This is a genomic window from Pandoraea aquatica (genome assembly GCF_902459565.1).
Classification (GTDB): domain Bacteria; phylum Pseudomonadota; class Gammaproteobacteria; order Burkholderiales; family Burkholderiaceae; genus Pandoraea; species Pandoraea aquatica.
Genome location: NZ_CABPSN010000010.1, coordinates 128,617 through 153,575 on the forward strand (window position 1 = coordinate 128,617; position 24,959 = coordinate 153,575).

21 protein-coding genes and 1 tRNA gene are annotated in these 24,959 nt (G+C 62.4%); 16 read left to right on the forward strand and 6 right to left on the reverse strand.

Going from position 1 to position 24,959, the window contains the following annotated elements:
- Positions 1–135: 135 nt before the first annotated feature.
- The 4 genes from PAQ31011_RS24200 to folE2 all read left to right on the forward strand — a co-directional run bounded on the left by PAQ31011_RS24200 (position 136) and on the right by folE2 (position 4,601).
- Complete coding sequence (locus PAQ31011_RS24200) at positions 136–408, forward strand: exodeoxyribonuclease VII small subunit (protein ID WP_150578213.1); 273 nt, start codon at positions 136–138, stop codon at positions 406–408.
- Between the two features lie 121 nt (positions 409–529).
- Positions 530–1,426, forward strand: a complete 897-nt coding sequence (locus PAQ31011_RS24205; protein ID WP_150578214.1) for a polyprenyl synthetase family protein — start codon at positions 530–532, stop codon at positions 1,424–1,426.
- Between the two features lie 248 nt (positions 1,427–1,674).
- Positions 1,675–3,591 (forward strand): 1-deoxy-D-xylulose-5-phosphate synthase, encoded by a 1,917-nt coding sequence (dxs, locus tag PAQ31011_RS24210; RefSeq protein ID WP_150578215.1) that lies wholly within the window; start codon positions 1,675–1,677, stop codon positions 3,589–3,591.
- 200 nt (positions 3,592–3,791) lie between these two features.
- Positions 3,792–4,601, forward strand: coding sequence for a GTP cyclohydrolase FolE2 (folE2, locus tag PAQ31011_RS24215; protein WP_150578216.1), 810 nt, complete (start codon positions 3,792–3,794; stop codon positions 4,599–4,601).
- Between the two features lie 103 nt (positions 4,602–4,704).
- On the opposite strand, the gene tsaD is transcribed toward folE2, so the two are convergent.
- Positions 4,705–5,736, reverse strand: coding sequence for a tRNA (adenosine(37)-N6)-threonylcarbamoyltransferase complex transferase subunit TsaD (gene tsaD / locus PAQ31011_RS24220; RefSeq protein WP_150578217.1), 1,032 nt, complete (start codon positions 5,734–5,736; stop codon positions 4,705–4,707).
- 89 nt (positions 5,737–5,825) lie between these two features.
- Between tsaD and PAQ31011_RS24225 the strand changes: the two genes are divergently transcribed.
- The 3 genes from PAQ31011_RS24225 (at position 5,826) to dnaG (ending at position 9,879) form a co-directional block, all read left to right on the forward strand.
- Complete coding sequence (locus PAQ31011_RS24225) at positions 5,826–7,073, forward strand: BaiN/RdsA family NAD(P)/FAD-dependent oxidoreductase (RefSeq protein WP_150578218.1); 1,248 nt, start codon at positions 5,826–5,828, stop codon at positions 7,071–7,073.
- Positions 7,074–7,479: 406 nt separating this feature from the next.
- Complete coding sequence (locus PAQ31011_RS24230) at positions 7,480–7,926, forward strand: GatB/YqeY domain-containing protein (protein ID WP_150578219.1); 447 nt, start codon at positions 7,480–7,482, stop codon at positions 7,924–7,926.
- 69 nt (positions 7,927–7,995) lie between these two features.
- Entirely contained in the window at positions 7,996–9,879 is a 1,884-nt protein-coding gene (dnaG, locus tag PAQ31011_RS24235; RefSeq protein ID WP_150578260.1) for a DNA primase, read from the forward strand.
- 14 nt (positions 9,880–9,893) lie between these two features.
- On the opposite strand, the gene PAQ31011_RS26510 is transcribed toward dnaG, so the two are convergent.
- Complete coding sequence (locus tag PAQ31011_RS26510) at positions 9,894–10,478, reverse strand: hypothetical protein (RefSeq protein ID WP_174990252.1); 585 nt, start codon at positions 10,476–10,478, stop codon at positions 9,894–9,896.
- A 13-nt stretch (positions 10,479–10,491) separates the two neighbouring features.
- Here PAQ31011_RS26510 and rpoD point away from each other — a divergent pair, with 13 nt between their 5' ends.
- On the forward strand, positions 10,492–12,597 hold the full coding sequence (rpoD, locus tag PAQ31011_RS24245; RefSeq protein WP_039402733.1) for an RNA polymerase sigma factor RpoD: 2,106 nt from the start codon (positions 10,492–10,494) through the stop codon (positions 12,595–12,597).
- Positions 12,598–12,625: 28 nt separating this feature from the next.
- Positions 12,626–12,702, forward strand: a tRNA-Ile gene (locus PAQ31011_RS24250).
- An 82-nt stretch (positions 12,703–12,784) separates the two neighbouring features.
- Here PAQ31011_RS24250 and PAQ31011_RS24255 read toward each other — a convergent pair.
- Positions 12,785–13,897, reverse strand: coding sequence for an agmatine deiminase family protein (locus tag PAQ31011_RS24255; RefSeq protein ID WP_150578222.1), 1,113 nt, complete (start codon positions 13,895–13,897; stop codon positions 12,785–12,787).
- 163 nt (positions 13,898–14,060) lie between these two features.
- Between PAQ31011_RS24255 and PAQ31011_RS24260 the strand changes: the two genes are divergently transcribed.
- The 3 genes from PAQ31011_RS24260 (at position 14,061) to PAQ31011_RS24270 (ending at position 16,369) form a co-directional block, all read left to right on the forward strand.
- Positions 14,061–14,972, forward strand: a complete 912-nt coding sequence (locus PAQ31011_RS24260; RefSeq protein WP_150578223.1) for a LysR family transcriptional regulator — start codon at positions 14,061–14,063, stop codon at positions 14,970–14,972.
- Positions 14,973–15,119: 147 nt separating this feature from the next.
- A complete protein-coding gene (locus PAQ31011_RS24265; RefSeq protein ID WP_150578224.1) occupies positions 15,120–15,599 on the forward strand; it encodes a carboxymuconolactone decarboxylase family protein in 480 nt (159 codons plus the stop codon).
- A gap of 11 nt (positions 15,600–15,610) precedes the next feature.
- A complete protein-coding gene (locus tag PAQ31011_RS24270) occupies positions 15,611–16,369 on the forward strand; it encodes an SDR family oxidoreductase (protein WP_150578225.1) in 759 nt (252 codons plus the stop codon).
- A 112-nt stretch (positions 16,370–16,481) separates the two neighbouring features.
- Here the strand turns inward: PAQ31011_RS24270 and PAQ31011_RS24275 are convergent, their stop codons facing one another.
- From PAQ31011_RS24275 to PAQ31011_RS24285, 3 genes are all read right to left on the reverse strand, one after another.
- The gene (locus tag PAQ31011_RS24275; protein WP_150578226.1) at positions 16,482–17,498 is read right to left on the reverse strand and encodes a LysR family transcriptional regulator; all 1,017 of its coding nucleotides are present in this window, start codon (positions 17,496–17,498) and stop codon (positions 16,482–16,484) included.
- A 181-nt stretch (positions 17,499–17,679) separates the two neighbouring features.
- The gene (locus PAQ31011_RS24280; RefSeq protein WP_150578227.1) at positions 17,680–18,123 is read right to left on the reverse strand and encodes a cupin domain-containing protein; all 444 of its coding nucleotides are present in this window, start codon (positions 18,121–18,123) and stop codon (positions 17,680–17,682) included.
- A 132-nt stretch (positions 18,124–18,255) separates the two neighbouring features.
- Complete coding sequence (locus PAQ31011_RS24285) at positions 18,256–19,158, reverse strand: RNA polymerase sigma-70 factor (protein WP_150578228.1); 903 nt, start codon at positions 19,156–19,158, stop codon at positions 18,256–18,258.
- Between the two features lie 286 nt (positions 19,159–19,444).
- Here PAQ31011_RS24285 and PAQ31011_RS24290 point away from each other — a divergent pair, with 286 nt between their 5' ends.
- The 4 genes from PAQ31011_RS24290 to PAQ31011_RS24305 all read left to right on the forward strand — a co-directional run bounded on the left by PAQ31011_RS24290 (position 19,445) and on the right by PAQ31011_RS24305 (position 24,879).
- A complete protein-coding gene (locus PAQ31011_RS24290) occupies positions 19,445–20,362 on the forward strand; it encodes an MBL fold metallo-hydrolase (protein ID WP_150578229.1) in 918 nt (305 codons plus the stop codon).
- Between the two features lie 264 nt (positions 20,363–20,626).
- Entirely contained in the window at positions 20,627–22,507 is a 1,881-nt protein-coding gene (locus tag PAQ31011_RS24295) for a methyl-accepting chemotaxis protein (RefSeq protein WP_150578230.1), read from the forward strand.
- A gap of 189 nt (positions 22,508–22,696) precedes the next feature.
- A complete protein-coding gene (locus PAQ31011_RS24300) occupies positions 22,697–23,053 on the forward strand; it encodes a GFA family protein (protein ID WP_150578231.1) in 357 nt (118 codons plus the stop codon).
- Positions 23,054–23,283: 230 nt separating this feature from the next.
- On the forward strand, positions 23,284–24,879 hold the full coding sequence (locus tag PAQ31011_RS24305; RefSeq protein ID WP_174990253.1) for a methyl-accepting chemotaxis protein: 1,596 nt from the start codon (positions 23,284–23,286) through the stop codon (positions 24,877–24,879).
- Positions 24,880–24,959: the final 80 nt, after the last annotated feature.

The following is a 24,959-nucleotide window of genomic DNA, read 5'->3' on the forward strand; positions in this document are numbered from 1 at the left end:
AGGGCTGCTAAGTCCATGATTTACGTTAAATAATGTCCGAAAAAAGTCATCCGGACCCGATTTCAGGCAATTTACGCTCTGCGAGCTAATGCGCTTTTGCCGTAAAATGGAACATTCGACCCGAATTTTGCGTTTATGGCCAAGACTGCAAAGTCGCAAGACGCGGCACCCGAAGTGCCGCAAGACCTGCCCGAGACCTATGAGGCTGCGCTGGCTGAGCTCGAACAGCTCGTCGGACGCATGGAGGGCGGTGAACTGGGACTGGAAGAATCGTTGGGCGCCTATCGGCGCGGTGCCGTCCTGGTGAAGTATTGCCAGGGCCTGCTCGAGAAGGTCGAGCAGCAGGTGAAGGTGCTCGAAGGCGAGACGCTCAAGCCGCTCGAAGCGTCGTCGCGCGACGAGTTCTAAGTCGCTTGAGCGGCCAACCCGAAATACGGCAAGACGACCCACGACCCAAGGCGCCCCGAGCAAGATTCAGGGGCGCTTCAATAACAAGCACGGCCCGACGGGCACGTGTAGGACGAAGACGATGGCGGATCAGAATATCAAGGCCTGGATGCAGGCAGTACAGGCCCGTGTGGAACAGGCGCTCGACGCTGCGCTGCCCAAGGCGGCCGATGGCGGCTCGGCGCGACTCAACGAATCGATGCGTTACGCCGTGCTCGGCGGCGGCAAGCGCGTGCGTCCGCTGCTGTGCTTCGCTGCAGGCGAAGTGACGCAAGCCAGCGAGACGGCGCTCGACCGCGCGGCATGCGCCGTCGAAATGATCCATGCCTACTCGCTGGTGCACGACGATCTGCCGTGCATGGACGATGACGATCTGCGTCGCGGCAAGCCGACGGTGCACGTGCAGTACGACGAAGCGACGGGTCTGCTCGCTGGCGATGGTCTGCAGACGCAGGCCTTCGCACTGTTGGGCGAGGCGACGGGCGATCTGAGCGCTGCGCAGTCGCTCGCGCTGGTGCGTGAACTGGCGCTGGCCTCGGGTGCGCTCGGCATGGCCGGCGGTCAGGCGATCGATCTGGAAAGCGTGGGCATCAAGCTCACGCAGTCGCAACTGGAGAACATGCATCGTCTGAAGACGGGCGCGTTGCTGCGTGCTTCGCTGCGTATGGGCGCTATTTGTGGCCGCGCGCTGTCGGACGACGAAACGGTCGCGCTCGACGCTTACGCAGCCGCCGTCGGACTGGCTTTCCAGGTGGTGGACGATATTCTCGACACGACGGCCGACTCGGCCACGCTGGGCAAGACCGCCGGTAAGGACGCCGCCAACGACAAGCCGACTTATGTGTCGCTGATGGGCCTCGATGGCGCGCGCGGCTACGCGGAAAAGCTGCGTGCCGATGCGCATGCAGCGAGTGCGTCGCTGGGTAACGCGGATCGTCTGCGTGCACTGGCCGATTACGTCGTCGATCGCATTAATTGAGCGACGTAGCTAAGAAGTAAGCCGACGATGCGTGGCGGAAGTCACTTCGCGACGCGTCATCGGCAAATGAGTTTTCTGAGGAGTTCCTGGCGCGCGGGTCAATGCGTATCCGGGGACTGCTTGCAGTAGCGATAAGCAAGGGGCAAGGAGGGTCGACGCGTTTCTCCCCACAGAGCGCATCGGCAGGAGATCGGGAACAACTCACAGGGGGAGTTGCCCGGTAAAGAACGCCTATATATGGAACGACGATGTACGAACTTCTAAATACTATCGATGACCCGGCCGATCTGCGGCGTCTGGAGCGTCGCCAACTCGCGCCGCTGGCCGAAGAGCTGCGGGCTTTCGTGCTTGAGAGTGTGTCGCGCACCGGCGGCCACCTGTCGTCCAACCTCGGCACGGTAGAGCTGACGATTGCGCTGCACTACGTCTTCAACACGCCGGAAGATCGCATTGTCTGGGACGTGGGCCACCAGAGCTACCCGCACAAGATCCTGACGGGTCGTCGCGAACAGATGGGTTCGCTGCGTCAGCTCGGCGGTATCTCGGGTTTCCCGAAGCGCGACGAATCGCCGTACGACACGTTCGGCACGGCGCATTCGAGCACGTCGATCTCGGCGGCGCTCGGCATGGCGCTCGGCGCACGCACGAAGGGTGAGAACCGCTTCGGCATCGCGGTGATCGGCGACGGTTCGATGACGGCCGGTATGGCGTTCGAGGCCATGAACAACGCCGGCGTGCATGAAGACGTGCCGCTGCTGGTCATCCTCAACGACAACGATATGTCGATTTCGCCGCCGGTCGGTGCGCTCAACCGCTATCTGGCCCGTCTGATGTCGGGCCGTTTCTACGCCGCTGCGAAGAAGGGCGTGGAGAAGGTGCTGAGCGTGGCGCCCCCGGTACTGGAGCTGGCCCGCAAGTTCGAAGAGCATGCCAAGGGCATGGTCGTGCCGGCCACGATGTTCGAAGAGTTCGGCTTCAACTACATCGGCCCGATCGACGGTCACGACCTCGACTCGCTGATCCCGACGCTCGAGAACATCAAGAATCTGAAGGGCCCGCAGTTCCTGCACGTCGTCACGCGCAAGGGCTACGGCTATAAGCTCGCGGAAGCCGACCCGGTGCTGTATCACGGTCCGGGCAAGTTCAACCCGGCCGAAGGTATCAAGCCGAGCACGAGCAGCAAGAAGACGTACACGCAAGTGTTCGGCGACTGGCTGTGCGATATCGCGGCGGTAGACAAGCGCATCGTGGGCATTACGCCGGCCATGCGTGAAGGCTCCGGCCTCGTGGAGTTCGAGAAGCGTTTTCCGGATCGTTACTACGACGTGGGCATCGCCGAGCAGCATGCGGTGACGTTCGCAGGTGGTATGGCGACCGAAGGTCTGAAGCCGATTGTCGCGATCTACTCGACGTTCCTGCAACGCGGTTACGATCAGTTGATCCACGACGTCGCGCTGCAAAATCTGCCGGTCGTGTTCGCGCTGGACCGCTCGGGGCTCGTGGGTGCCGACGGTGCGACCCACGCCGGTGCGTACGACATTCCGTTCATGCGCTGCATTCCGAACATGGTCGTGATGGCCCCGTCGGACGAGAACGAATGCCGCCAGATGCTGTACACCGGCGTGCAGATCGACGGTCCGTCGGCGGTGCGTTATCCGCGTGGCGCAGGCACGGGTGCCGTGATCGAGCAGACGATGACGGCACTGCCGATCGGCAAGGGCGTGGTGCGTCGCGAGAGCCAGGCGGAAGCCGGACGTCGCGTCGCCATTCTCGCCTTCGGTAGCATGGTGGCCCCGTCGCTTGCAGCGGCTGCGCAACTCGATGCGACCGTGGCCGACATGCGCTTCGTCAAGCCGATCGACGACGAGTTGATCGCACGACTGGCGCAAACGCACGACTACCTCGTGACGGTGGAAGAGGGCAGCATCATGGGCGGTGCGGGTTCGGCAGTGGCTGAATCCCTGTTGGCCAGCGGGGGCAATCGACCCGTACTACAATTGGGCCTGCCCGATCGCTTCATCGATCATGGCGACCCGGCATTGTTGCTGTCCGGCGTGGGTCTCGACGCTGCAGGTATCGCCAAGTCGATCTGCGAGCGCTTCGATCTTCCGTCGGCAGAGGCCGCTCAGACAACTGACAAGACTGCGACGAAGCTCGTCGCCTGACCTGTCCGGTAGTCTCGAGTCTCCGAACGATCCGGCCCCAGCGCCGGATCGTTTCGTTTTGAAAGACGCATTCCCCATCCCGTGCCGGGGTTCTCCGGCACGTTCCCGACGCCACTCGGCAGAGGCTTGCGAGCCGTGTGTCGGATACGTTTGCCCATTGCCTCCCCCCAAGTCGGCTTGCCGGCAAAGAAGGAAATTAGATGAACCAGATGAACCCCGCTTTCGTCATGCCGGATGTGCAGAGCACCGTCGACACCCGGCAGATTCCGATTCAGCGCGTTGGTGTGCGTGGCGTGCGTCATCCGTTGTCGGTGCGTCTGGCCGACGGCGACGTGCAGGCCACCATCGGCCTGTTCAATCTCGACGTGCATTTGCCTGCCGACCAGAAGGGCACGCACATGTCGCGTTTCGTTGCCTTGCTCGAAGAGAATCGCGAGCCGGTGAACGTGGCGGGCTTCCGCGCGATGCTCGCCAGCATGCTCGATAAGCTCGAAGCCGAAGCCGGTCGCATCGAAGTGACGTTCCCGTACTTCATCAACAAGACGGCACCGGTGTCGGGCGTGCAGAGCCTGATGGACTACGAAGTCACGCTGACTGGCGATGTGCGCAACGGCGAGACGCGCGTGTGGCTCAAGGTCCTCGTGCCGGTCACGAGCCTGTGCCCGTGCTCGAAGAAGATCTCGCAATATGGCGCGCACAATCAGCGCTCGCACATCACCATCGACGCGGAGATCGCGGGTGATATCGCTGTCGAAGAGCTGGTGCGGATGGCCGAAGAGGAGGCGTCGTGCGAGTTGTGGGGGCTGCTCAAGCGCCCGGACGAGAAATACGTGACCGAGCGTGCCTATGAGAATCCGAAGTTCGTGGAGGATCTAGTGCGTGACGTGGCGACGCGTCTGAACAACGAGCCGCGCGTGGCGGCATATGTGCTTCAGGCCGAGAACTTCGAATCGATCCACAATCACAGCGCCTATGCCGTGATCGAGCGCGATAAGCGCGTGGCGGCGTGATCGGTTGTGATTTTCGCAAGACGTAAAAAAACCGCTCCTCGGAGCGGTTTTTTCTTGGGCGTTCGTCGAACGGTGTACAGCTCGTCAAGCCATCGACGCCGCGTCACACGCTCCGCACGATATCGGCCAGATCCCAGCGCGGGCGCACTGTGTACGCGTATTCGCTATCCGCTTCATCCGGCCAGTGCTTGAGGCGCATCGCGCCTGCGAAGGCGATCATCGCGCCGTTATCGGTGCAGAACGCGAGGTCGGGGTAATGCACGCGGTAGCCACGGCGGCGTGCCGCTTCGTTCAGTCCGGCGCGCAGTTGTGCATTGGCGCCCACGCCACCCGCAACGACCAGCGTTTTCATGCCGGTCTGCTTGAGGGCGGCCATCGACTTGGCGACGAGGACTTCGACAATCGCGTCGACGAAGCCGCGCGCGAGGTCGGCCTTCTCCTGTTCGCAGACGTTGCCGCCGAGATTGCGGACCTGCGTGAGGACTGCCGTCTTCAGGCCGCTGAAGCTGAAATCCAGATTGCCCGAGTGCTTCATCGGACGCGGCAGATCGAAGCGACCCGGTGTGCCGAAGTCGGCCAGACGCGAGACGGCCGGGCCGCCCGGGTAGCCGAGTCCGAGTAGCTTGGCCGTCTTGTCGAAGGCTTCACCGGCGGCATCGTCGAGCGTTTCGCCGAGCATGGCGTACTGTCCGAACGCGCGGACTTCCATCAGTTGCGTGTGACCGCCGGAGACCAGCAGGGCGACGAAGGGGAAGTCGGGTGCGTCCGGGGCGAGCAACGGCGACAGCAAGTGGCCTTCGAGGTGATGCACGCCGACGACCGGCCGGTCGATGGCGAAGGCGAGAGCGTTGGCGACACTCGCGCCGACCAGCAGCGCGCCTGCGAGACCGGGGCCTTGCGTGTAGGCGATGGCGTCGACGGCGCTGAGCGGCTTGCCGGCTTGCGCGAGCACCTCTTCGGCCAATGGCAGGGCGCGACGAATGTGGTCGCGCGACGCCAGTTCGGGCACCACGCCGCCGTACTCGCGATGCATCGCAATCTGCGAGTGCAGCGCGTGCGAGAGCAGCCCGGCCTCGGTGTCGTAGAGGGCGAGCCCGGTTTCGTCGCAGGAGCTTTCAATGCCTAGAACCAGCATGGCGGATGGGATGCGCGCAGCGTCAACTTTAATGGGGAACCCGGAAGTATACCAGTCGACCCCATGGGCTGCCGGTTACAATGCGCGCCATGGAAAAGTTCGATGTAGCGATTGTGGGTGCTGGCGCGGCCGGCCTGATGTGCGCGGCGGTGGCTGGGCAACTGGGCCTGCGCGTGGTGCTCATCGATCACGCGACGCGTCTCGCCGAGAAGATCCGCATCTCGGGCGGCGGCCGCTGCAATTTCACCAATATCAATGCGGGCCCGGCGAACTACCTGTCGGAGAATCCGCGTTTCTGCCGTTCTGCGCTCGCGCGTTACACGCCGCGTGATTTCCTCGATTTGCTCAAGCGCCATCGCATCGCCTGGCACGAGAAGCACCGCGGGCAGCTCTTCTGCGACGAAAGTGCCGAAGACATCATTGAAATGCTGCGAAACGAGTGCGCTGCGGGGCATGTGCACTGGCGCATGCCATGTGCCGTCCATACCGTCGCGTACACCGAGGCCGGTGGGGTGCATCGTTATCATTTGACGACAGATGCCGGGCATATCGCGGCAAAACGTCTCGTGATCGCAACCGGCGGGCTGTCGATTCCGAAAATTGGCGCGACGGATTGGGGTTATCGGATCGCACGTCAGTTCGGACTGGATATCGTGGAGCCGCGTCCGGCGCTCGTTCCGCTGATGTTCGATGCGTCGACGTGGGCACCCTTTGCCGGCCTCTCTGGGCTGTCGCTGGAAGTCGATGTCAGCACGGGCAAAGGTAAGGAAGCCGGCAATTTTCTTGAGGATCTGTTGTTCACGCACCGCGGTTTGTCCGGTCCCGCGATTCTTCAGATTTCCAGTTTCTGGACGCCAGGGCAACCGATTACGCTGAATCTCGCGCCGTCGTCCGATATCGAGGCGGCGCTGTTCGAAGCCAAAGCGTCTTCCAAACGTCAATTGAGCAATTTGCTGGCGCAGTGGGTGCCGGCACGGTTGGCGGACGCGTGGGTCGCCAATAGCGGCCTCTCACCGCAAGCGCGCGTGCAGGAGTTGCCGGACAAGGCGTTGCGATCGCTCGCACAGGCCTTTTCCGGCTGGACGCTGAAACCTTGCGGCTCGGAAGGGTGGCGCAAGGCGGAAGTGACGCGTGGCGGCGTCGACACGCGCGCACTGTCGTCGGCGACGCTGGAAGCGCGCACGCAACCGGGGCTGCATTTCGTCGGTGAAGTGGTCGACGTGACGGGCTGGCTCGGCGGTTACAACTTCCAGTGGGCCTGGGCCTCGGCGGTGGCATGTGCGCAGGCAATGTCCGAAAGCATCCAGGCAGCCAAAGCGGCCGACGATGGCATCTGACCGCCCGAGGGTGACGCGCTGTCGTAGACGGTCGCTCGACCGTTGTGCTACGCTCTCTCCTTCGTGGAGACGGCGCTGTATCTGTCGTAACAGTCGTTTCGGAGAGTGTCTGACGTCAGTTCGAGACGCCTCCGGCGCATTACCTGAAGATTAGCGTCCGATACGCCAGCGACATCCGGCATCGAACAATGCGGGTGTCCGGGCGGTCCAAGTCTCCGGCGAGCCCGCTTGTGATCGCACGTGTGATCGTTTCCGCAAGCGGGTTTTTGTGCTTTGTGCCCCCGTTGAACGCTGCGCCAGTGCACCGGCAGCGGCACCGCGCGGTGCGTGTCACACCGTCGCCGTCCTTTTCTTTGGGGCGGCATGCACTACACTGAAACGTAATCGAATTCCGGAATCCCTGCTCATGAGTCTGAAAGAACGCATTAACGAAGACATGAAGACGGCCATGCGCGCCAAGGCCGCCGACAAACTGGGGACCATCCGCCTGCTGCTTGCGGCAATCAAACAAAAGGAAGTCGACGAGCGCATCACCCTCGATGACGCGGCCACCGCGGCCATCGTCGACAAACTGATCAAACAGCGCAAAGATTCCATCAGCCAGTTCCAGGCCGCTGGCCGGACCGATCTGGCCGATAAGGAAGCCGCCGAAGTCGAAGTGCTCATGGTCTACATGCCGCAGCAACTCTCGGCAGACGAGGTCGCGCAGGCCGTGAAGGCTGCCGTGGCGCAAACGGGCGCAGCCGGCCCGCAGGACATGGGTAAGGTGATGGGCGTGCTCAAGGGTCTGTTGGCGGGCCGTGCCGACATGACTGCCGTGTCCGCGCAAGTGAAGGCGGCGTTGGCTGCGTAAACCGGTAGTGCGGTACGGCGCTGTCGCTTGCGCGACGGTGCGGCACCGCGTTGCGATGGCACCGATCCAGTGATTCCCCAGTCGTTTTTGCAGGACTTGCTCAACCGCGTCGATATTGTCGAGGTGGTGGGCCGTTACGTGCAGTTGAAGAAGGGTGGGGCGAACTTCATGGGGCTGTGCCCCTTTCATAACGAAAAGTCGCCCTCATTTACGGTAAGTCCCACCAAGCAGTTCTATCACTGCTTCGGGTGTGGCGCGCACGGCAGCGCGATCAGCTTTCTGATGGAGCATGCCGGGCTCGGATTTGTCGAGGCCGTGGAAGAATTGGCCCGCAACGTCGGGCTGGATGTGCCGCGAGAAGCGCCGCTGCCGGGCGCACCGGCACCGGCCGCGCAACGTGCGCAGACGCTCGGCCTCGTCGACGTGATGACGCGCGCTTGCGACTACTACCGCAAGCAGCTGCGCGGCGCGCCGGTAGCCATCGAATATTTGAAGCGACGTGGATTGACGGGGGAAATCGCAGCGCATTTCGGGCTCGGTTACGCCCCGGAAGCGTGGCAGAACCTGGAAGCGGCGTTCGAGAATTATCGCGACGACCAGTTGCTTGAGGCCGGTCTCGTGATCGAGAGCGAGAAGGGTGAGCCGGGCACTACGAAGCGACGCTACGACCGTTTCCGCGACCGGATCATGTTTCCGATCCGGAATACGAAAGGACAGGTCATCGCCTTCGGCGGACGCGTGCTGGACAAGGGCGAGCCCAAGTATCTGAATTCTCCCGAGACGCCGCTCTTCAGCAAGGGCAGCGAGCTATACGGGTTGTTCGAGGCGCGCATCGGCATTCGCGATGCGGGTTATGTGCTGGTGGTCGAAGGCTATATGGATGTCGTGGCGCTGGCCCAGCTCGGCTTTCCGCAGGCGGTCGCAACGCTCGGTACGGCGTGCACGCCAATGCATGTGCAGAAGCTGTTGCGCCAGACCGAAACGGTGGTGTTCAGCTTCGACGGCGATGCGGCGGGGCGCCGGGCGGCGCGTCGCGCACTGGAAGCCTGCCTGCCACACGCTGACGATAACCGGAGTTTCAAGTTTCTGTTTTTGCCGAGCGAGCACGATCCGGACAGCTATGTGCGCGAGCACGGCACGCAAGCGTTTGCAGACGAGGTCTCGCGCGCCATGCCGATGTCGCAATTCCTGATCGGCGAAGTCACGGCGGGCAAGGAAATGCACCAGCCCGAAGGGCGGGCACGTGCGTTGTTCGAGGCCAAGCCGCTGCTGCAGCAGATGCCGGCGAATGCGCTGCGGGGCCAGATCATTCATGCGCTGGCCGAGCGCGTAGGCAGTTCGGTCGAGGAAGTCGCGGAGCTTTGCGAGTTGCACATTGGCGCTGCGCGTCGTCAGAACACCTGGGACAAAGCCCCGGCCAAGCGCGAGAAGCGCCGCGTGGTCGGCACCGAGCACCGGGCGTTGCAGAACTTGCTGATGTTCCCGGCGCTGGGAAACGAATTAACCGAAGAAGAGACCAAGATTTTGCGGGAGATGGGGCAGCACGGCGAGATTTTCTCGGAAGTGCTGACGCTGTGCCGCGAAATGGGTGCGCAGGCCGATTTCCGCTATATGTCGGATCGGCTGCGGATTTCGCCGAACTGGGCCAGTTTCGACGACATCATCCGCGAAATTCTGTCATTTGAAGAAAATGCGCGGGATCTGATGTTGTTCGATCCGGCCGATGAAGCGCAGGTCGAGCGTCGCGAAGAGCAGATTGCCTTGCGCCTCACCGAGTTGCGTAGTGCCATCCGGCGTTTGCAGTACGACCGGTTGTGCGAAGAATTGGAGACGATTTTCAAGCGGGCGTCGCTGACGCCCGATGAATTGCGCCACGCTCAAGCGCTGTCGCGGGAACGCGACGAATTGAAGCGGTGGCTGGCTACGGCCAGCACAGGAGGCGCGCGAAGTTGAGGTAAGCCCGCGTGCTACAATAGAAGGTTTTCAGTGGGCTGTTTTCTGGCAAGCGAGATCGCTATGGCAAAGATGACAACGACCAGCGGAAAAAAGACGGTTATCCCTTCACCGACAGCTAAACGCGCGACCAGTGCGGCGGCGGCATCAGGTGGGAAGGGGGCGTCTCGTTCTGCGAAAGCTGGCGTTGCAGGAAAAGCCGGTGCGGCGTCGCAAGCCACGAAGAAAACAGCCAGCCAGGCAAGTTCGGCGAAACGTACTACGCAAACAAAGGCAGCTGCCGGTGCCACGAAGGCAACCGGCAATACAGCTGCGAAGGTGACCGATGTCACCAAGCGCAAGAGTGCGACCGCCGCGACGGTGGGGGCTGCCAAGGCAGCCAGGCCGACGGTGAAGTCCGAGCCGCCCGCCACGACCGCGAAGGCGGTCAAGGCGACCAAGCCGGCAACGGCCGCGAAGGCGACGGCAGGCGGGAAACCGCAGGCCCGACAACCCGCTGAAAAAAGCGCGAAGAGCGCAACTACCGCCAAGGCTTCGAGCCCGGCGGGCCGCAGTACACCTGCGACGAAAGCCCCACGCAAGACCGGGGCTTCCAGCAAACCGGAGGCAGTGGTGGAGGTTACGCCGGCAGCAGTCGAGCCGGTCGTCCCGACCAAAGCACGCGGCAGAGCCGCGAAGACCGCCGCCCCGGGGGAGCAGAACGTCGCAGCGAATACTAATGATCAACCCGTGAACGAAGATCAGACCAAAGTGGAAAAGCAGAAGGCGCGTGATCGCCGGGCAAAAGAGAAAGCACTGCTCAAGGACGCATTTTCCTCGCACCAGCCCGGTACGGCCGAGGAACTTGAGGAACGTCGTGGCAAGCTGCGGACACTGATCAAGCTGGGCAAGGAACGAGGCTTCCTGACCTTTGCAGAGATCAATGACCACCTCCCCGACGATGTGGTCGAAGGCGATGCGCTGGAAGGCGTGATCGCAACGTTTAACGACATGGGCGTGGCTGTCTACGAGCAGGCACCCGATGCCGAGACGCTGCTGCTCAACGACAATGCCCCGAACGCAGCGACGGACGACGAAGTTGAGGAGCAAGCGGAAGCGGCCCTCTCGACGGTCGATTCGGAGTTCGGCCGCACGACCGACCCGGTGCGTATGTACATGCGCGAAATGGGTACGGTCGAGCTGCTGACGCGTGAAGGGGAAATCGAGATCGCCAAGCGCATCGAAGAAGGCCTGAAGCACATGGTGCAGGCCATCTCCGCATGCCCGACGACGATTGCCGAGATCCTGGCGATGGCCGAGAAAGTCGAGCGCGAAGAAATGCGTATCGACGAAGTGGTCGACGGCCTGATCGATCCGAATGCGGAAGCCAATGCGGCCGCCGCTGCCTCTGACGACGAAGACTTCGACGCCGACGCGGAAGAAGAAGAGGAAGAAGAGGAAGAGGAAGAAGGCGACGAGGAAGAGGACAGCAGCAACGGCGGCGCAGCTTCGGCAGCGCAGGTCGAGCAGCTCAAGCGTGACTCGCTCGCCAAGTTCGCCGTGATCGCCGATTGGTTCGGCAAGATGCGTCGTGCGTTCGAGAAGGAAGGCTATCAGTCCAAGCCGTACGTGAAGGCTGGCGAGTCGATCCAGGCAGAACTGATGACGATCCGCTTCACGGCGCGTACGGTTGAGCGTCTGTGCGACACGCTGCGTTCGCAAGTGGACGAAGTGCGCAACATCGAGCGTGCGATCCTGAACATCGTGGTCGACAAGTGCGGCATGCCGCGCGCGGATTTCGTGTCGCGTTTCCCGGGCAACGAAACCAATCTCGATTGGATCTACACGGTCGTGGCCGACAACAAGGCGTACAGCTCGGTGGTTGAGCGTAACGTGCCGGCCGTCCAGGAACTGCAACAGAAGCTGATCGACCTGCAAGCGCGTGTGGTGTTGCCGCTGACCGAGTTGAAGGACGTCAATCGCAAGATGTCGGAAGGCGAGCGCCGTGCCCGCAAGGCAAAGCGCGAGATGACCGAAGCGAACTTGCGTCTGGTGATTTCGATTGCGAAGAAGTACACGAACCGTGGTCTGCAGTTCCTGGATCTGATTCAGGAAGGCAACATCGGCCTGATGAAGGCGGTGGACAAGTTCGAATACCGTCGTGGTTACAAGTTCTCGACGTACGCGACGTGGTGGATCCGTCAGGCCATCACGCGTTCGATCGCGGACCAGGCACGTACCATCCGTATTCCGGTGCACATGATCGAAACGATCAACAAGATGAACCGGATCTCGCGTCAGATTCTGCAGGAAACCGGTGTTGAGCCGGATCCGGCGACGCTGGCCGAGAAGATGGAAATGCCGGAGGACAAGATCCGCAAGATCATGAAGATCGCGAAGGAACCGATCTCCATGGAAACGCCGATCGGTGACGACGACGATTCGCATTTGGGCGATTTCATTGAAGATACCGGCACGGTCGCACCTGCCGACGCCGCATTGCATGGTAGTATGCGCGACGTCGTGAAGGACGTGCTCGATTCGCTGACGCCGCGTGAAGCCAAGGTGCTGCGTATGCGATTCGGTATCGAGATGAGCACGGACCATACGCTCGAGGAAGTGGGCAAGCAGTTCGACGTGACGCGCGAGCGTATTCGTCAGATCGAAGCCAAGGCGCTGCGCAAGCTGCGTCACCCGAGCCGTTCCGACAAGCTCAAGTCGTTCCTCGAAGGCAATTGATTGCTGCTGAGCGAGCGCCGGTAGTTTAGGGCCGTTAGCTCAGTTGGTTAGAGCAGAGGACTCATAATCCTTTGGTCGCTGGTTCAAGTCCAGCACGGCCTACCAAAAATAGGGCCAGTAGACGAAAGTCTGCTGGCCCTTTTTTGTTGTCAAAACGTTTGGTATCCGAATGAACGTGGCATGACTCTCAGGCCGGTTGTTGTTGCGTCGTGCAGTGAATGCCACCACCACCACCGGCGATGCCATCGATATCGAGTTGCACGATCTCGCGTTTCGGAAAGAGATCGCGCAGCTTGTCTCGCGTGCTGTTGTCCGTCTGACGATCGCCGAACTGTGGCGCGATGACGGCGCCATTGCACACGTAAAAGTTGACGTATCCGGCCGCAAATCCATCGGACTCGTAAGCGCTGCGAACGCTATTCGGGCCGGGAAGCACAACCACTTGCAACTTGCGTCCCGAAGCGTCCGTCGCCTGACGCAGGATGTCGAGATGGCGCATCGTCACCGCGTGATCGTAAGACGACGTGTCGTTATCCAGATGCGCGATCACCACGCCGGGCCGCACGAAGCGCGCGTAGAAATCGGTGTGCCCGTCGGTAATGTCCTTGCCCGCGATCCCCGGCAACCAGATGATCTTGCGCAGCCCCAGAAGTCGCATCAGTTCCGCTTCGCATGCCGCCTTGCCGACGCCCGGATTGCGATTCCGGTTGAGCACGCAACTCTCCGTAATGATGGCCGTACCGTCGCCGTCGACTTCGATGCCGCCGCCCTCCAGCACGAGACGCGTCGCCAACACTCGCGCCCCCGCCTTCTCGGCCACGAAAGCCGCGACCTCCGCATCGTCGTCGCAAGACTGCTTGCCACCCCAGCCATTGAAATTGAAGTCGACGGCCGCTTTCGCACCACTGCGAGAACGGACGAAGACGGGGCCGGTATCGCGCATCCACAGATCGTCGATGGGTTGCACGATCAGGTTGACCTTGCTGCCGCACATGCGCTCGGCCACGTCGTAATCGTCTTCGCGAACCAGCATATTGACGCGCTCGAAGCTACCGATGGCCTGCGCAATGCGGGCAAGCCCCTCCCGTGCCCCACGTTGCAGACGGCGACCCCAGACGTCCTCGCTCGGCCCGAACGCCATCCATGTGGCGGCGTGACGCTCACCCTCATCCGGCATGACCCACTCGGCAGCGCCTGTCGCCTGCGCATTACGCGTCAAACCGACGCCAAAACTCCCGGCCAGCATCGCAGCGCCGGACGTCAGTAATCCCTGCTTCATGAAACCTCGCCGTGTCGGCATTTCCCAATTCTCTTGATGATGATTCGCACGATTGCGCCGTCGAATGACCGCGGGTGCGTCGGCGAGTCAATCAGTGCACGCAGTTTGAGGCGCATTTCCGATAAAGAAAAACGAGATGTTTTGCTACTATTGATCAACTTTTCTCATATCTTGCGAGAATCCGATGAATCGCCAACGAATTCCGTCACTCAAATTGCTCATGGGGTTCGAGGCCGCGGCGCGTCACGGCAATTTCTCTCGCGCGGCGGACGAACTGCATGTCAGCCAGTCGGCGATCAGCCATCAGGTGCAGCAGTTGGAGGAGGAGGTGGGGCAGCCGCTGTTCCGGCGGGTCGGACGCGGCGTCGAATTGACCGTCGCCGGCGAGGTTTTGCAGCGTACGGTGCAACGCTCGATCGACACGCTGCGCAGCGGATTGGGCCGCATCGCGACCTATCTCGACCCGGGGCTGGTCGTAATCGCCGGTCCGGCAGAGGTGCTGCACGGCTGGCTTAGCCCGCGCGTCGACGACTTGCTCGCGCACGTTCCGTCGTTATGCCCGATGTTATCGACGGATGAGTCCGCGCGTTTCATCGACGAGACCGACATCGACATTGTGATCGGCGACCGGCCGTTGCAGCAGGCGGGACTGATGGAGATGCCGCTCTTGCAAGACGAGTGGGTGATAGTCGCCAGCGATGCGTTGGCCGAACGACTGTCCGGCAGCCCGCTTGAAAAGCACGCAGAGATGACATCGCTGATCTGCCTTGAGGAGAGCTTCACGCGCGACGCCACGGCGTCGCTGTTCCGCAATCAACTGGCCGCCTTGCGCAAGCATGCGATTTACGATGACGAACGCCTGCTGCTCGACGCCGCACTGCGTGGCCGTGGCATCGCCTGCGTATCGCATCTGGTCGCGGACGAATGTCTGCGGCAGGGGCGTTTGCGCATGCTTGCCGGTTATCCGAGGATCGCGGGGCGTACGTGGTGGATTTCGCGAGTCGCGGGCGAGACGCGCTCGCCGGTTGTAACGCAAGTGTTCGACTGGCTTGTCGCAACGGCAGCGAACAGCGCTGACGGATCTCCCTCGCTCTGAGACATTGTTGTCATTGAGGCAACATCATAGTCCCCGCTCGGGGGCTTCTGATGGCGTTCGTGCCGACCTACGATTGGGGTGTTGTTCACGTATGCGTGAAACCTGTCAGCCGTTGACGGGGCGCGCCAACCCAATGAGGAAGTCACCATGAGCCAACGTCTGAACGCCTTTGCCCAATCCCCGGAACTCTTCAAGAAGTTCGTCGAATTCGGCATGTTGCTCAAGTCGAGCGCCATCGAGTCGTCGATCCTGAGCCTTGTCGAAATCCGTGCCTCGCAAATCAACGGTTGCGGCTTCTGCCTCGACATGCACGTCAAGGAAGCGAAGATCCGCGGCGAGGGCGAACTGCGTCTGCATCACGTCGCGATCTGGCGTGAATCCACCTTGTTCTCGACGCGTGAGCGTGCCTGTCTCGCCTGGACCGAAGCGCTTACGACACTCGGCGCGCACGGTGTGTCCGACGAAATTTACGAGCGCGTGCGCGGTGAACTGTCGGAAAAGGAAATCTCGGACCTCAGTTTCGCCATCATGGCGATCAACGGCTGGAACCGTCTTAACGTGGGCTTCCGCACCGTTCCCGGCTCGGCCGACAAGGCTTACGGGCTGGACAAGGCCAACTTCAGCTGAGCGCCCCCGTCATGAAAATTCTTGTTATCGGTGGCACCGGCCTGATCGGCCGAAAACTCGTCGCTCAGCTTATCGAGCGCGGCCATGAGGCGATTGCAGCATCACCCGCCACGCATGTGAACACGATCACCGGCGAAGGACTCGACGACGCGCTCGTCGGCGTGCATACCGTTGTCGATGTCGCCAACTCGCCCTCGTTCGAAGACAAAGCGGTGCTGGAATTCTTCCAGACGTCGAGTCGGAATCTGCTCGCGGCCGAGGCCCGGGCCGGTGTGCGCCACCACGTTGCGCTGTCCGTGGTGGGCACGCAGAAGCTGGCCGAGAGCGGATACTTTCGCGCCAAGATCGCGCAAGAAGCGTTGATCGCGCAAGGCGGCATTCCGTACACCATCGTTCATAGCACGCAGTTCTTCGAGTTCCTGGGCAGCATCGTGCAATCGGGCACGCAGGCCGACGAGGTGCGACTCTCGACGGCGTTCGTTCAGCCGATTGCGTCCGACGATGTGGCGCTCGCGCTGGCCGATTCGGCGCTAGGCGAGCCGGTGAACGGTGTCGTGGAAATCGCCGGTCCGCAGCGCGTGCGAATGGCTGAACTGGCACAGCGTTACCTGCGCAAGACCGGTGACGGGCGCACCGTACACGCCGATCCGAACGCTCGCTATTTCGGGGCGTTGCTCGACGACGACATGCTGGTGCCCGGCACGGCGCCCCGTCTGGGCAAGACCGACTTCGAGACGTGGTTCAGCCGGGCGAACGAGCGTCGGGCATAGCGGACGCACACGCTTTCAGCGGTCTGTAGTCCCATCTGCGGCCTCCCCTTAACGTTCAATGGACGAGAGGGGGAGGCCGTCGTGCTTATGCCCCGCGGCTGTCCGCGCCTGCCTACGCGGCGTGTGCTTGATTCACCCGCAGGTCGTCGCGCAAGACATGCAAGTCCATCGCGCGGATCTGCGCCGTCATGTAGTCGATAAACACGCGAATGCGAGCCGGCAAGTGCTGTCGGCTCAGAAAGCACACGAAGTGCCCCCGGTCGTCGGGCGCATATTGCGGCAAGCAGGCGACGAGACGTCCGGTGCGCAGGTGCTTGCCCACCTGATAGGCCGCCATTTGCGCGATGCCCTGACCGTCGAGCACCGATTGCAGCACGAGGTCCTCGTCGTTGAAGGTCAGCATGGCGTTCGGCGAGACCTTGCGCGCACGACCGTCGATCCTGAATTCCCATTCCGACACCCGACCCGATGCCAGCCGGAAATTCACCCCTCGGTGACCGGCGATCTCGTCGACGTTCTGCGGAAGCCCGTGTTTCTCGGCATAGTCGGCCGACGCACACAGCATCATCTGCATCGGGATCACCTTCCTGGCGATGACCCGACTGTCTTCCATCCGGCCGTTCCGAAACGACACGTCGATGCCGTCGGTCGTGAAGTCGGTCGGGCTGTCATCGAGCACCAGCTCGATGGAGATGTTTGGATTGGCTTCGCGAAACCCGCCGAGCAACGGTGCCAGAATCTTGCGTCCGAAGTCTACGGTCGAGCACACGCGCAGTTGTCCCGACGGCGGGCCTTCGCGCAGCTCGCGCATGTCGTCCATCGCCTGCACGATCCGCTGTACGCCCGGATGACACTGTTCGTAGAAGCGTTTGCCTTCGGCACTGAGCGACGTGTTGCGCGTCGTACGGACAAAGAGGCGCGTGCCGAGCTGGTCTTCGAGCTTCTGTACGCTGCGGCTGACCGCCGAGCGGCCGATGCCCAGCCGGTCGCCCGCCCTGGCAAAGTTGCCTTCGGCCACCACGGCGATGAACGCCACGACGCCCGCATAACTCGTCGCGAAACTGTCGGCCAGCGAGTCTGCACGCTTGGGGCTCTGGGAGATCGATAGCGCTGATGAAGGTGTCGACATGGTCACTGGGCCGCCGTTGGTTGTGCCTGCTGATAAGACGGCCGGGCGATACGTTCTGTGACATCGAACGCAAAAAAAGCTGGCCTTCCAGGGGAAAGACCAGCTTTGAAGCGCGCCGGGGAGGGCGCACGGGGAAGCGCAGGAGGTTCGGGGTAGCGCGCGGCAGTTCAGCGCGTCGTGATCATTTGACCGGAATCAGCGCTGGCGCGCCTTGTTGCTTGATGAGCATGACCAGAAACTTGGCGGGTTTCGTCTTGCTGGCGTTGCGTCCGACCGTGTGAACGTCTTCGGGGCCTTCGTAGAACGTCTGACCGGCCGTGAGCGTGACTTCTTTACCGCCTTTGACTTGCATGACGATACTGCCTTCGAGCACGTACACGAAGCCATAGGCATTGTGGCGATGCACCGGGTCCTGCGCACCGGGCGGATAGTCGACGGTCAGCATCAGTGCGTCCTTGCCGGGAATATCCGGCAAAGCTTTCTCCATCAGTTCCGACACGATGGGCTGCGGTGGCGCTGCGTATGCGACCGGGCCGAGCAAGGTGCCGGTGACGGCAAGCGTTAAGGCACTCGTCGTAAGTCTGGCGAGCGTGGTGACCGTAGTGCGTTTCGTGATCTTCAACATGGCTTGTCCTCGGCAAGGGGGGAGGTCCTTATCGTATGAGGGCATGCCGCGCGGCGGTAGCGCCGCGCAGGGGATCGCCATGTTGCCTGTCACGCACCAAAGCCGCCAAGCCAGTGGGCTTGCTTCAGTGCATCACCGATTGACGATAGCGGCGGCGATGCGTTCGAGCTTGTCGGGATTGCGCTGCACCAGAATGCGCGTGAGACGTTCGCCGTCGGTCTCGTAAGACTGTGCGGATTCCAGTTCGCCGTCGATGAAACGCAGCAGCGCCCACTGACCGTTGATCTGGACCACTTCGGTGCGCATCGCGTCGCGGAACCGGAGCGTGCCCGCGTAGAACAGTTGCGCCAGACGCTTGCCGCCGACCAGGCTGCCGAAGGCGTTGACCTTGCCGCCGCCGTCGCCTACGAGTTCGGCATCGTCGCTGAGCAGCGCATGCAAGCCGTGGAAATCGCTGCGTTGCATCGCGTCGGAAAATGCCAGCAGCAGACGGTGCAGGGTGGCGCGTGGCACCGCGTCGCGCGGCGTGCCGTCGCGCAGTTGCTGTCTTGCGCGACGCACGAGTTGACGCACCGCCGCCGGCGTCTTCCCCAATGTCTGTGCGATGTCGTCATAGTCGGCGTCAAAGACGTCTCGCATCAGGAATGCCGCACGGGCATCGGGCGAGAGGCGTTCGAGCATGTACAGGAACGCGACCGAAACGTCGTCGGCCAACTCGTGTGCCTGCTCGGGCGTCGCAGGGGCCGCCATCAGCATCGGCTCCGGCAGCCAGACACCGGTGTAGTGCTCGCGCTCCGCCTTCGCGGCCCGCAGGCGGTCGATGGACAGGCGCGTCGTGATGGTCACGAGCCACGCCTCCGGAGTCTCGATGCTCTCGCGCTCGGCAGCGTTCCAGCGCAACCAGGCTTCCTGCACCACGTCTTCGGCCTCGGCAACGGCACCCAGCATGCGATAGGCGATCGCGTACAGCCGGGGGCGATGGCGTTCGAATAGCAACAGCGGGTTGTGGTCGGAGACGGAGTCGGGAGCGGTCATGAGGGGAGGGAAAGCGCGAGTGGCAAAGCGTCGGGCGGTCCATTTTGCCCCACCGCACGCCTCCTCGACAAGGACGCACGGTGTTGCCTGAAAGACAACAATATGGCCCGCGCCGACGGACGGGCAGTCGCACGCATCGGCGCGCATTGGTGCGTGAAGCACAACAACGCGCTTCCTCCCGTCCATCTACCGCCATCGTGGAGCCGCACCTACGATGCAGTCGCCTCACGGCATTTCCCCCCCCCAGAATCCGGCCGAGAACCGGCCACGCTTGAGGAGATTCACGATGACCGCGACAGACAACACCTTATTCGCCAGCGACAACCGGCCCGTCGATCTGGTGCCCTCCCGCTATGCGCTGCGCATCGGGGACATCGAAGCGATGGTGATCAGCGACGGCGTGCTGCCGTTGCCGACCGCGACGATGGCCACCAACGTTGCGCCGTCCGATCTGGCGGCGTGGCTCGACGACATGTGCATGCCGCCGGACGCCTTCGACTGGCCGCTCAATGTAATGGCGGTTCGCAGCGGTAGCCAGACTATCCTGATCGACGCCGGTCTGGGCGGTCAGTTTCCCGGCTTCCCACGCGCGGGCCTGTTCCCGCAACGACTTCAGGCGGCCGGCATCGCGCTGGAATCGATCACGGACATTATCGTGACCCACATGCACATGGATCACGTGGGCGGTCTGCTGGTCCCCGAGGTCAAGTCGCGCCTGCGCCCGGACGTTCGTATCCACGTGTCTGAGACCGAAGTCGCGTTCTGGACGTCGCCCGACTTTTCGCACACGGTCATGCCCACACCGGTCCCGCCCGTACTCCGCACGACAGCGACCGCGTTCTACAACGCGTATCGCGAGCAGTTGCAGACGTTCGAGCATTCGCGCGAGGTCGCGCCGGGCGTGACCGTTCGCATCACGGGCGGCCATACGCCGGGGCACAGTGTGGTCGATCTTGTCTCGGGGGACGAGCGCCTGACGTTCGCCGGGGACGCCATGTTCCCGGTCGGCTTCGACCATCCCGACTGGCAGAACGGTTTCGAACACGATCCCGAAGAGTCGACGCGCGTTCGCATCGGACTCTTCGAAGAGCTCGCACAGAACCGAGGCCTGCTGGTGGCGGCCCACCTGCCGTTCCCGTCGCTCGGCCGCATCGCACGCAACGGCGACGCCTACCGCTGGGTGCCTGTGATCTGGGATTTCTGAGCGCCTGAATCGAGGGAGCGGGCGGCGCTCACTGCGCGCCGTCCGCCTCGGGCATACGACACCCTGGGTATCCATTCGTATCCCTGACGTTTCGCCATCCGTAACGATAGGCCGAAATGTAGCCGGTGATTCGGGTTAATACCTAAAGTTTTCTCTGCGACTGCCGTAATTTCCGAGGTGGAACCTCCCACCTCGTGGAGCCGGTAGCCTGGGTGCCGGTCTCTTGTCTTTCGACCCCCCTAGCCGCAGGCCTGCCTCGACAGCATGACAGTATCTTCGCTTAGAACACGCATCATTCTGATCGCGTGTGCCACCGTCATTGGTGCACTGATCCTCTCCGGCATTACCACTTACATCATCGTGCGCGACAGCATGATGTCCACCATCTCCAACACGCTCGACGCGGTCGCACGGGGCAACACGCTCGCGGTGGAACGCTGGGCGGCCGCCAAGGGCCAGTCGGTCGTCGGCACCGCCGCAGCCGTCGAAAAGGGCGAGCAGGGTGTGGCCCTCACGAAGCTGCTCGGCGCGACCAATGGCTTCCCGATCTCCAGCATCGGCTGGAGCGACAAGTCGTACTTCTCCAGCGGCCCCACGCCGCCCGACTACGACCCGACCGCACGCCCCTGGTACAAGGGCGCGACTGCGGCCGGCAAGCTGACCGTCGTCAAGCCGTACGCCGATATCGCCTCGGGCAAGCTTTACGTGTCGTTCGCCGCGCCGATTCTGCGTGACGGACAGACGCTCGGCGCCGTGAGCGGGGCCGTGCCGCTCGACGCCGTGCAGGACGTCGTCAAGGCCGTGCACCCCACACCGTCGAGCCTCGCGTTCGTGGTCTCGCGCGACGGTCTCGTCATCGCACACCCCGACGAAAAGCTCATGCTCAAGCAGTCGAGCGACCTTGCCTCGGCGCTCACGCCCGACGCGCTCGTCAAGATGGAGCACGCTGCCGAGCCGACGGAAGTCGAGCTTGGCGGTGCGGCGAAGCTTGTCAAAACGCAACCGGTGCCGGGCACCGACTGGCTTTTCGTCGTGGCGCTGGACAAGGCGGAAGCCACCGCCGGCCTCTCGCGCGTGCTCAGCGGCACGGTCATCTCGCTGATCGTGCTGACGTTGTGCGCCATCGGTATCGCGAGCTTCTTCACGTCGCAAGCGTTCCGTCGTCTGTCGCAAGTGCGAAATGCCATGGATACCATCGGCTCCGGCGGTGGCGATCTGACGCGTCGTCTGGATGTCGTCGGTCACGACGAGGTCGCGCAGATCTCGAAGTCGTTCAACGCGTTCGTCGACAAGATCAGCACCGTGATGCTCGACGTGCGCTCCGGCGTTCACGGCATGACCTCCGCGACCAGCGAGATCGAAATGGGCAACCGCGATCTGTCCCAACGTACCGAGTCTTCGGCCGGTACGTTGCAGGAGACGTCGGCGGCGCTCACCGAGTTGACGGCTAGCGTCAAGCAGACGGCCGAGGCTGCCGAACATGCCACGCGTCTGGCGGGCGACGCCAGCGATGCCGCTGCACGCGGTGGCGAAGTCGTGACCGGCGCTGTCACCACGATGAGCGAAATTGCCAAGTCGTCGGAACGGATTACCGAGATCATCGGCGTAATCGACGGCATTGCCTTCCAGACCAACATCCTGGCGCTCAACGCCGCGGTGGAAGCCGCGCGTGCGGGTGAGCAGGGACGTGGCTTCGCAGTCGTGGCCGGTGAAGTGCGCACCCTGGCCCAACGCAGTGCCGCAGCCGCCCAGGAAATCAAGACGCTCATCGAAGCCTCGGTGCAGAACGTCAAGAGCGGCACGCAACGCGTGCAGGCGGCGGGCGACACGATGGGCGAGATCGTCGACGGGATTTCCCGCGTGCGCCGTTTGATTGGCGAGATTCACTCGGCGGTGACGGAGCAGAGCACGGGTATCAGCCAGATCGACCGTAGCGTGGCCGAAATGGATCAGTCGACGCAACAGAACGCGGCACTGGTGGAGGAATCGGCAGCGGCGTCCGCGATGCTCAGCGAGCAGGCACGCAACCTCGCCGACACCGTGGCGCTGTTCCAGCTTCGCGAGCACAGCCGTCACGGGGTCACCGTGATGCACTCGCCGCAGGGCGGGCACGGTTCGCGCGACGAACCGGCACTCGCGGCGTAAATCTGTCAGCGGGTTCGCTGACATCGCTTGACCGCTTCACCTTAGGCACGCTGGCGCACTGTCGCCGGACGCTGCCCGCCCGCCGGAATTTGCCGCACAATAGAGCGCATTCCGGCGGGCACTTCCCGAAATTTCTCCCATCCCAAATTCCCGCCGGTAACGTTTTCCTTAACTCGAAGGAGAGACGTCATGGCGAATCAGCAATACTCAGGCGGCTGTCATTGCGGCGATCTTCGCTTTACCGCGAATATTGATTTGTCCAAAACAATTACGTGCAATTGTTCCATCTGTAAAAAGCGCGGATTGATTCTCGCTTTCACGCCGATTGCAGAGTTTTCACAAACGGCTGGCGAAGGAAAGGCGCGCGAATATCTTTTCAATAAGCACGTCATTCGTCACCAGTTCTGTCCGAATTGCGGCGTCGAAGCGTTTGCCTTCGGACAAATGCCGGACGGCGCCAAAATGGCCGCCGTGAATGTGCGCTGCATCGACGACATCGATCTCGATACCGTCCACCCGACGCCCTTCGATGGCGCGAGTCGGTGATTCGATAGATCATTAAATATATGGCAATGAATATTTAATAATATTTTGATGGAGATCGGTTTATTAATCAAAGCAGACGAAATGAGAATGAAAAAACAGTTTCGATTTTCGTCATTCGCAATGCTTTGAAAGCCATCACGTGAGAATCAGGGGTTTATTGGCTCAAGTTTAATGAATGGTCGCCCGTTATCGCATGCGATTGTTATCGTTTTGTCGCATATGGAGCGGGCATGAAGTTCTTGGGTAGTCTCAAAATCGGCACACGGCTGACCGTCGGGTTCGCCATCACGCTGATTCTCTTGTGTATCGTGGGCGGCATGGCTGTCTATCAGGCGTCGCGCATTTACGGGGGAACACGCGATCTGGCCGACAACTGGCTGCCCAGCGTGCAGACGCTCGGCACCGCGCAAGTGGCCGCCAACGCGGCGCGGCGCGCGACGCTCGCCACGCTTCTGACAACCGTCGACATCACGCGCAAGGACGAAGAGGCCAAACGTCTGGCGTCTATCGAGCTGATGAACAAGACGCTCGACAGCTATAACCAGATGGTGGCGTCGAGCGAAGACCGTCGTGCCTACGACGCAGTGAAGGCCGCCTGGGCCGACTATCTGGCCCTGGACAATCGTGTCGCCGCGCTGGAGCAGGGCGACGACGAGGCCAAGACGCAAGCCCGCACTATCGTCATGACGGAGGCCGTCAAGAGCTTCGCAACGCTCAGCGACCGGCTGGCCGAGCACGTCGCCGTGAACCGCGCGGGTGCCGTCGGTGCGACGGACGTCGCGGCCGCCAACTATCACGCCGCTTTCATCGCCACTGTTGTGCTGATTCTTCTTGCGCTGGCCGTGGCGACATTCACGGCATGGCTCATCACACGCTCCATCACGGGACCGATCGGCCGCTGTGTGGAGATCGCACAGACGGTTGCGCGTGGTGATCTCAGCTCGCGCATTGACGTACAGGGTCAGGACGAACTGGCACTCCTGCTCGGCTCGCTGGGGGACATGAACACCAAGCTCGCGCAGGTCGTGGGGCAGGTGCGCAACACGAGCGAAAGCATCGCGACCGGTTCGGCGCAGATCGCGGCCGGCAACACCGATCTGTCGTCGCGCACGGAGCAGCAAGCTGCGTCGCTGGAAGAAACGGCGGCGAGCATGGAAGAGCTGACGACGACCGTCAAACAGAATGCCGACAACGCGGAGCAGGGCAATGTGCTGGCATCGAACGCCTCGCAAATCGCACAGCGCGGCGGGGAAGTCGTGCGTCAGGTCGTTGAGACGATGCGCGAAATTTCGGACGGCTCGGCGCGCGTTGGGGACATCACGAGCGTGATCGAAGGCATTGCGTTCCAGACCAACATCCTCGCGCTCAACGCGGCGGTCGAAGCGGCGCGCGCGGGCGAGCAGGGACGCGGATTCGCCGTGGTCGCCGGCGAAGTGCGTACGCTGGCGCAGCGCAGTGCGAACGCTGCGAAGGAAATCAAGGAGCTGATCGATGCGTCGACGCGTCAGGTGAGCGACGGCGCGAAGCTCGTCGCCGAAGCGGGCAACACGATGGACGAAGTGGTGCACGCCGTCAAACGCGTGACCGATCTGATGGCGGAGATTGCTGCCGCGTCGACCGAGCAGCGCACGGGCATCGAGCAGGTGAATCAGGCTGTCATGCAGATGGATACCGTCACGCAGCAGAACGCTGCGCTGGTCGAGGAAGCCTCTGCGGCCGCTCAGTCGATGGCAGCGCAGTCGAGCGGCCTGCGCGAACTGGTGTCGATCTTCCGTATCGACGGCGCGGCCAATCAGGGGCAGGCGGTGCAACGGATTTCCGCCTGAGTCTCAGCGTGTCCCGGTGTGTCGCAACCCAGGCGCACCCGCCACGTCGTAAAAAACGGCTCGCCCGCGCACGCCGGCGA

What these genes read in the sequence shown, in the direction of transcription:
- PAQ31011_RS24255 (WP_150578222.1), bottom strand. Translation starts at nt 13,897, where the DNA reads ATGCCGACACGGCGAGGTTTCATGAAGCAGGGATTACTGACGTCCGGC.
- folE2 (WP_150578216.1), top strand. Translation starts at nt 3,792, where the DNA reads ATGAACCAGATGAACCCCGCTTTCGTCATGCCGGATGTGCAGAGCACC.
- PAQ31011_RS24270 (WP_150578225.1), top strand. Translation starts at nt 15,611, where the DNA reads ATGAAAATTCTTGTTATCGGTGGCACCGGCCTGATCGGCCGAAAACTC.
- PAQ31011_RS24265 (WP_150578224.1), top strand. Translation starts at nt 15,120, where the DNA reads ATGAGCCAACGTCTGAACGCCTTTGCCCAATCCCCGGAACTCTTCAAG.
- PAQ31011_RS24290 (WP_150578229.1), top strand. Translation starts at nt 19,445, where the DNA reads ATGACCGCGACAGACAACACCTTATTCGCCAGCGACAACCGGCCCGTC.
- PAQ31011_RS24280 (WP_150578227.1), bottom strand. Translation starts at nt 18,123, where the DNA reads ATGTTGAAGATCACGAAACGCACTACGGTCACCACGCTCGCCAGACTT.
- PAQ31011_RS24305 (WP_174990253.1), top strand. Translation starts at nt 23,284, where the DNA reads ATGAAGTTCTTGGGTAGTCTCAAAATCGGCACACGGCTGACCGTCGGG.
- PAQ31011_RS24225 (WP_150578218.1), top strand. Translation starts at nt 5,826, where the DNA reads ATGGAAAAGTTCGATGTAGCGATTGTGGGTGCTGGCGCGGCCGGCCTG.
- PAQ31011_RS24230 (WP_150578219.1), top strand. Translation starts at nt 7,480, where the DNA reads ATGAGTCTGAAAGAACGCATTAACGAAGACATGAAGACGGCCATGCGC.
- dxs (WP_150578215.1), top strand. Translation starts at nt 1,675, where the DNA reads ATGTACGAACTTCTAAATACTATCGATGACCCGGCCGATCTGCGGCGT.
- PAQ31011_RS24275 (WP_150578226.1), bottom strand. Translation starts at nt 17,498, where the DNA reads ATGTCGACACCTTCATCAGCGCTATCGATCTCCCAGAGCCCCAAGCGT.
- PAQ31011_RS24260 (WP_150578223.1), top strand. Translation starts at nt 14,061, where the DNA reads ATGAATCGCCAACGAATTCCGTCACTCAAATTGCTCATGGGGTTCGAG.
- PAQ31011_RS24300 (WP_150578231.1), top strand. Translation starts at nt 22,697, where the DNA reads ATGGCGAATCAGCAATACTCAGGCGGCTGTCATTGCGGCGATCTTCGC.
- PAQ31011_RS24295 (WP_150578230.1), top strand. Translation starts at nt 20,627, where the DNA reads ATGACAGTATCTTCGCTTAGAACACGCATCATTCTGATCGCGTGTGCC.
- tsaD (WP_150578217.1), bottom strand. Translation starts at nt 5,736, where the DNA reads ATGCTGGTTCTAGGCATTGAAAGCTCCTGCGACGAAACCGGGCTCGCC.
- PAQ31011_RS24200 (WP_150578213.1), top strand. Translation starts at nt 136, where the DNA reads ATGGCCAAGACTGCAAAGTCGCAAGACGCGGCACCCGAAGTGCCGCAA.
- PAQ31011_RS24285 (WP_150578228.1), bottom strand. Translation starts at nt 19,158, where the DNA reads ATGACCGCTCCCGACTCCGTCTCCGACCACAACCCGCTGTTGCTATTC.
- PAQ31011_RS24205 (WP_150578214.1), top strand. Translation starts at nt 530, where the DNA reads ATGGCGGATCAGAATATCAAGGCCTGGATGCAGGCAGTACAGGCCCGT.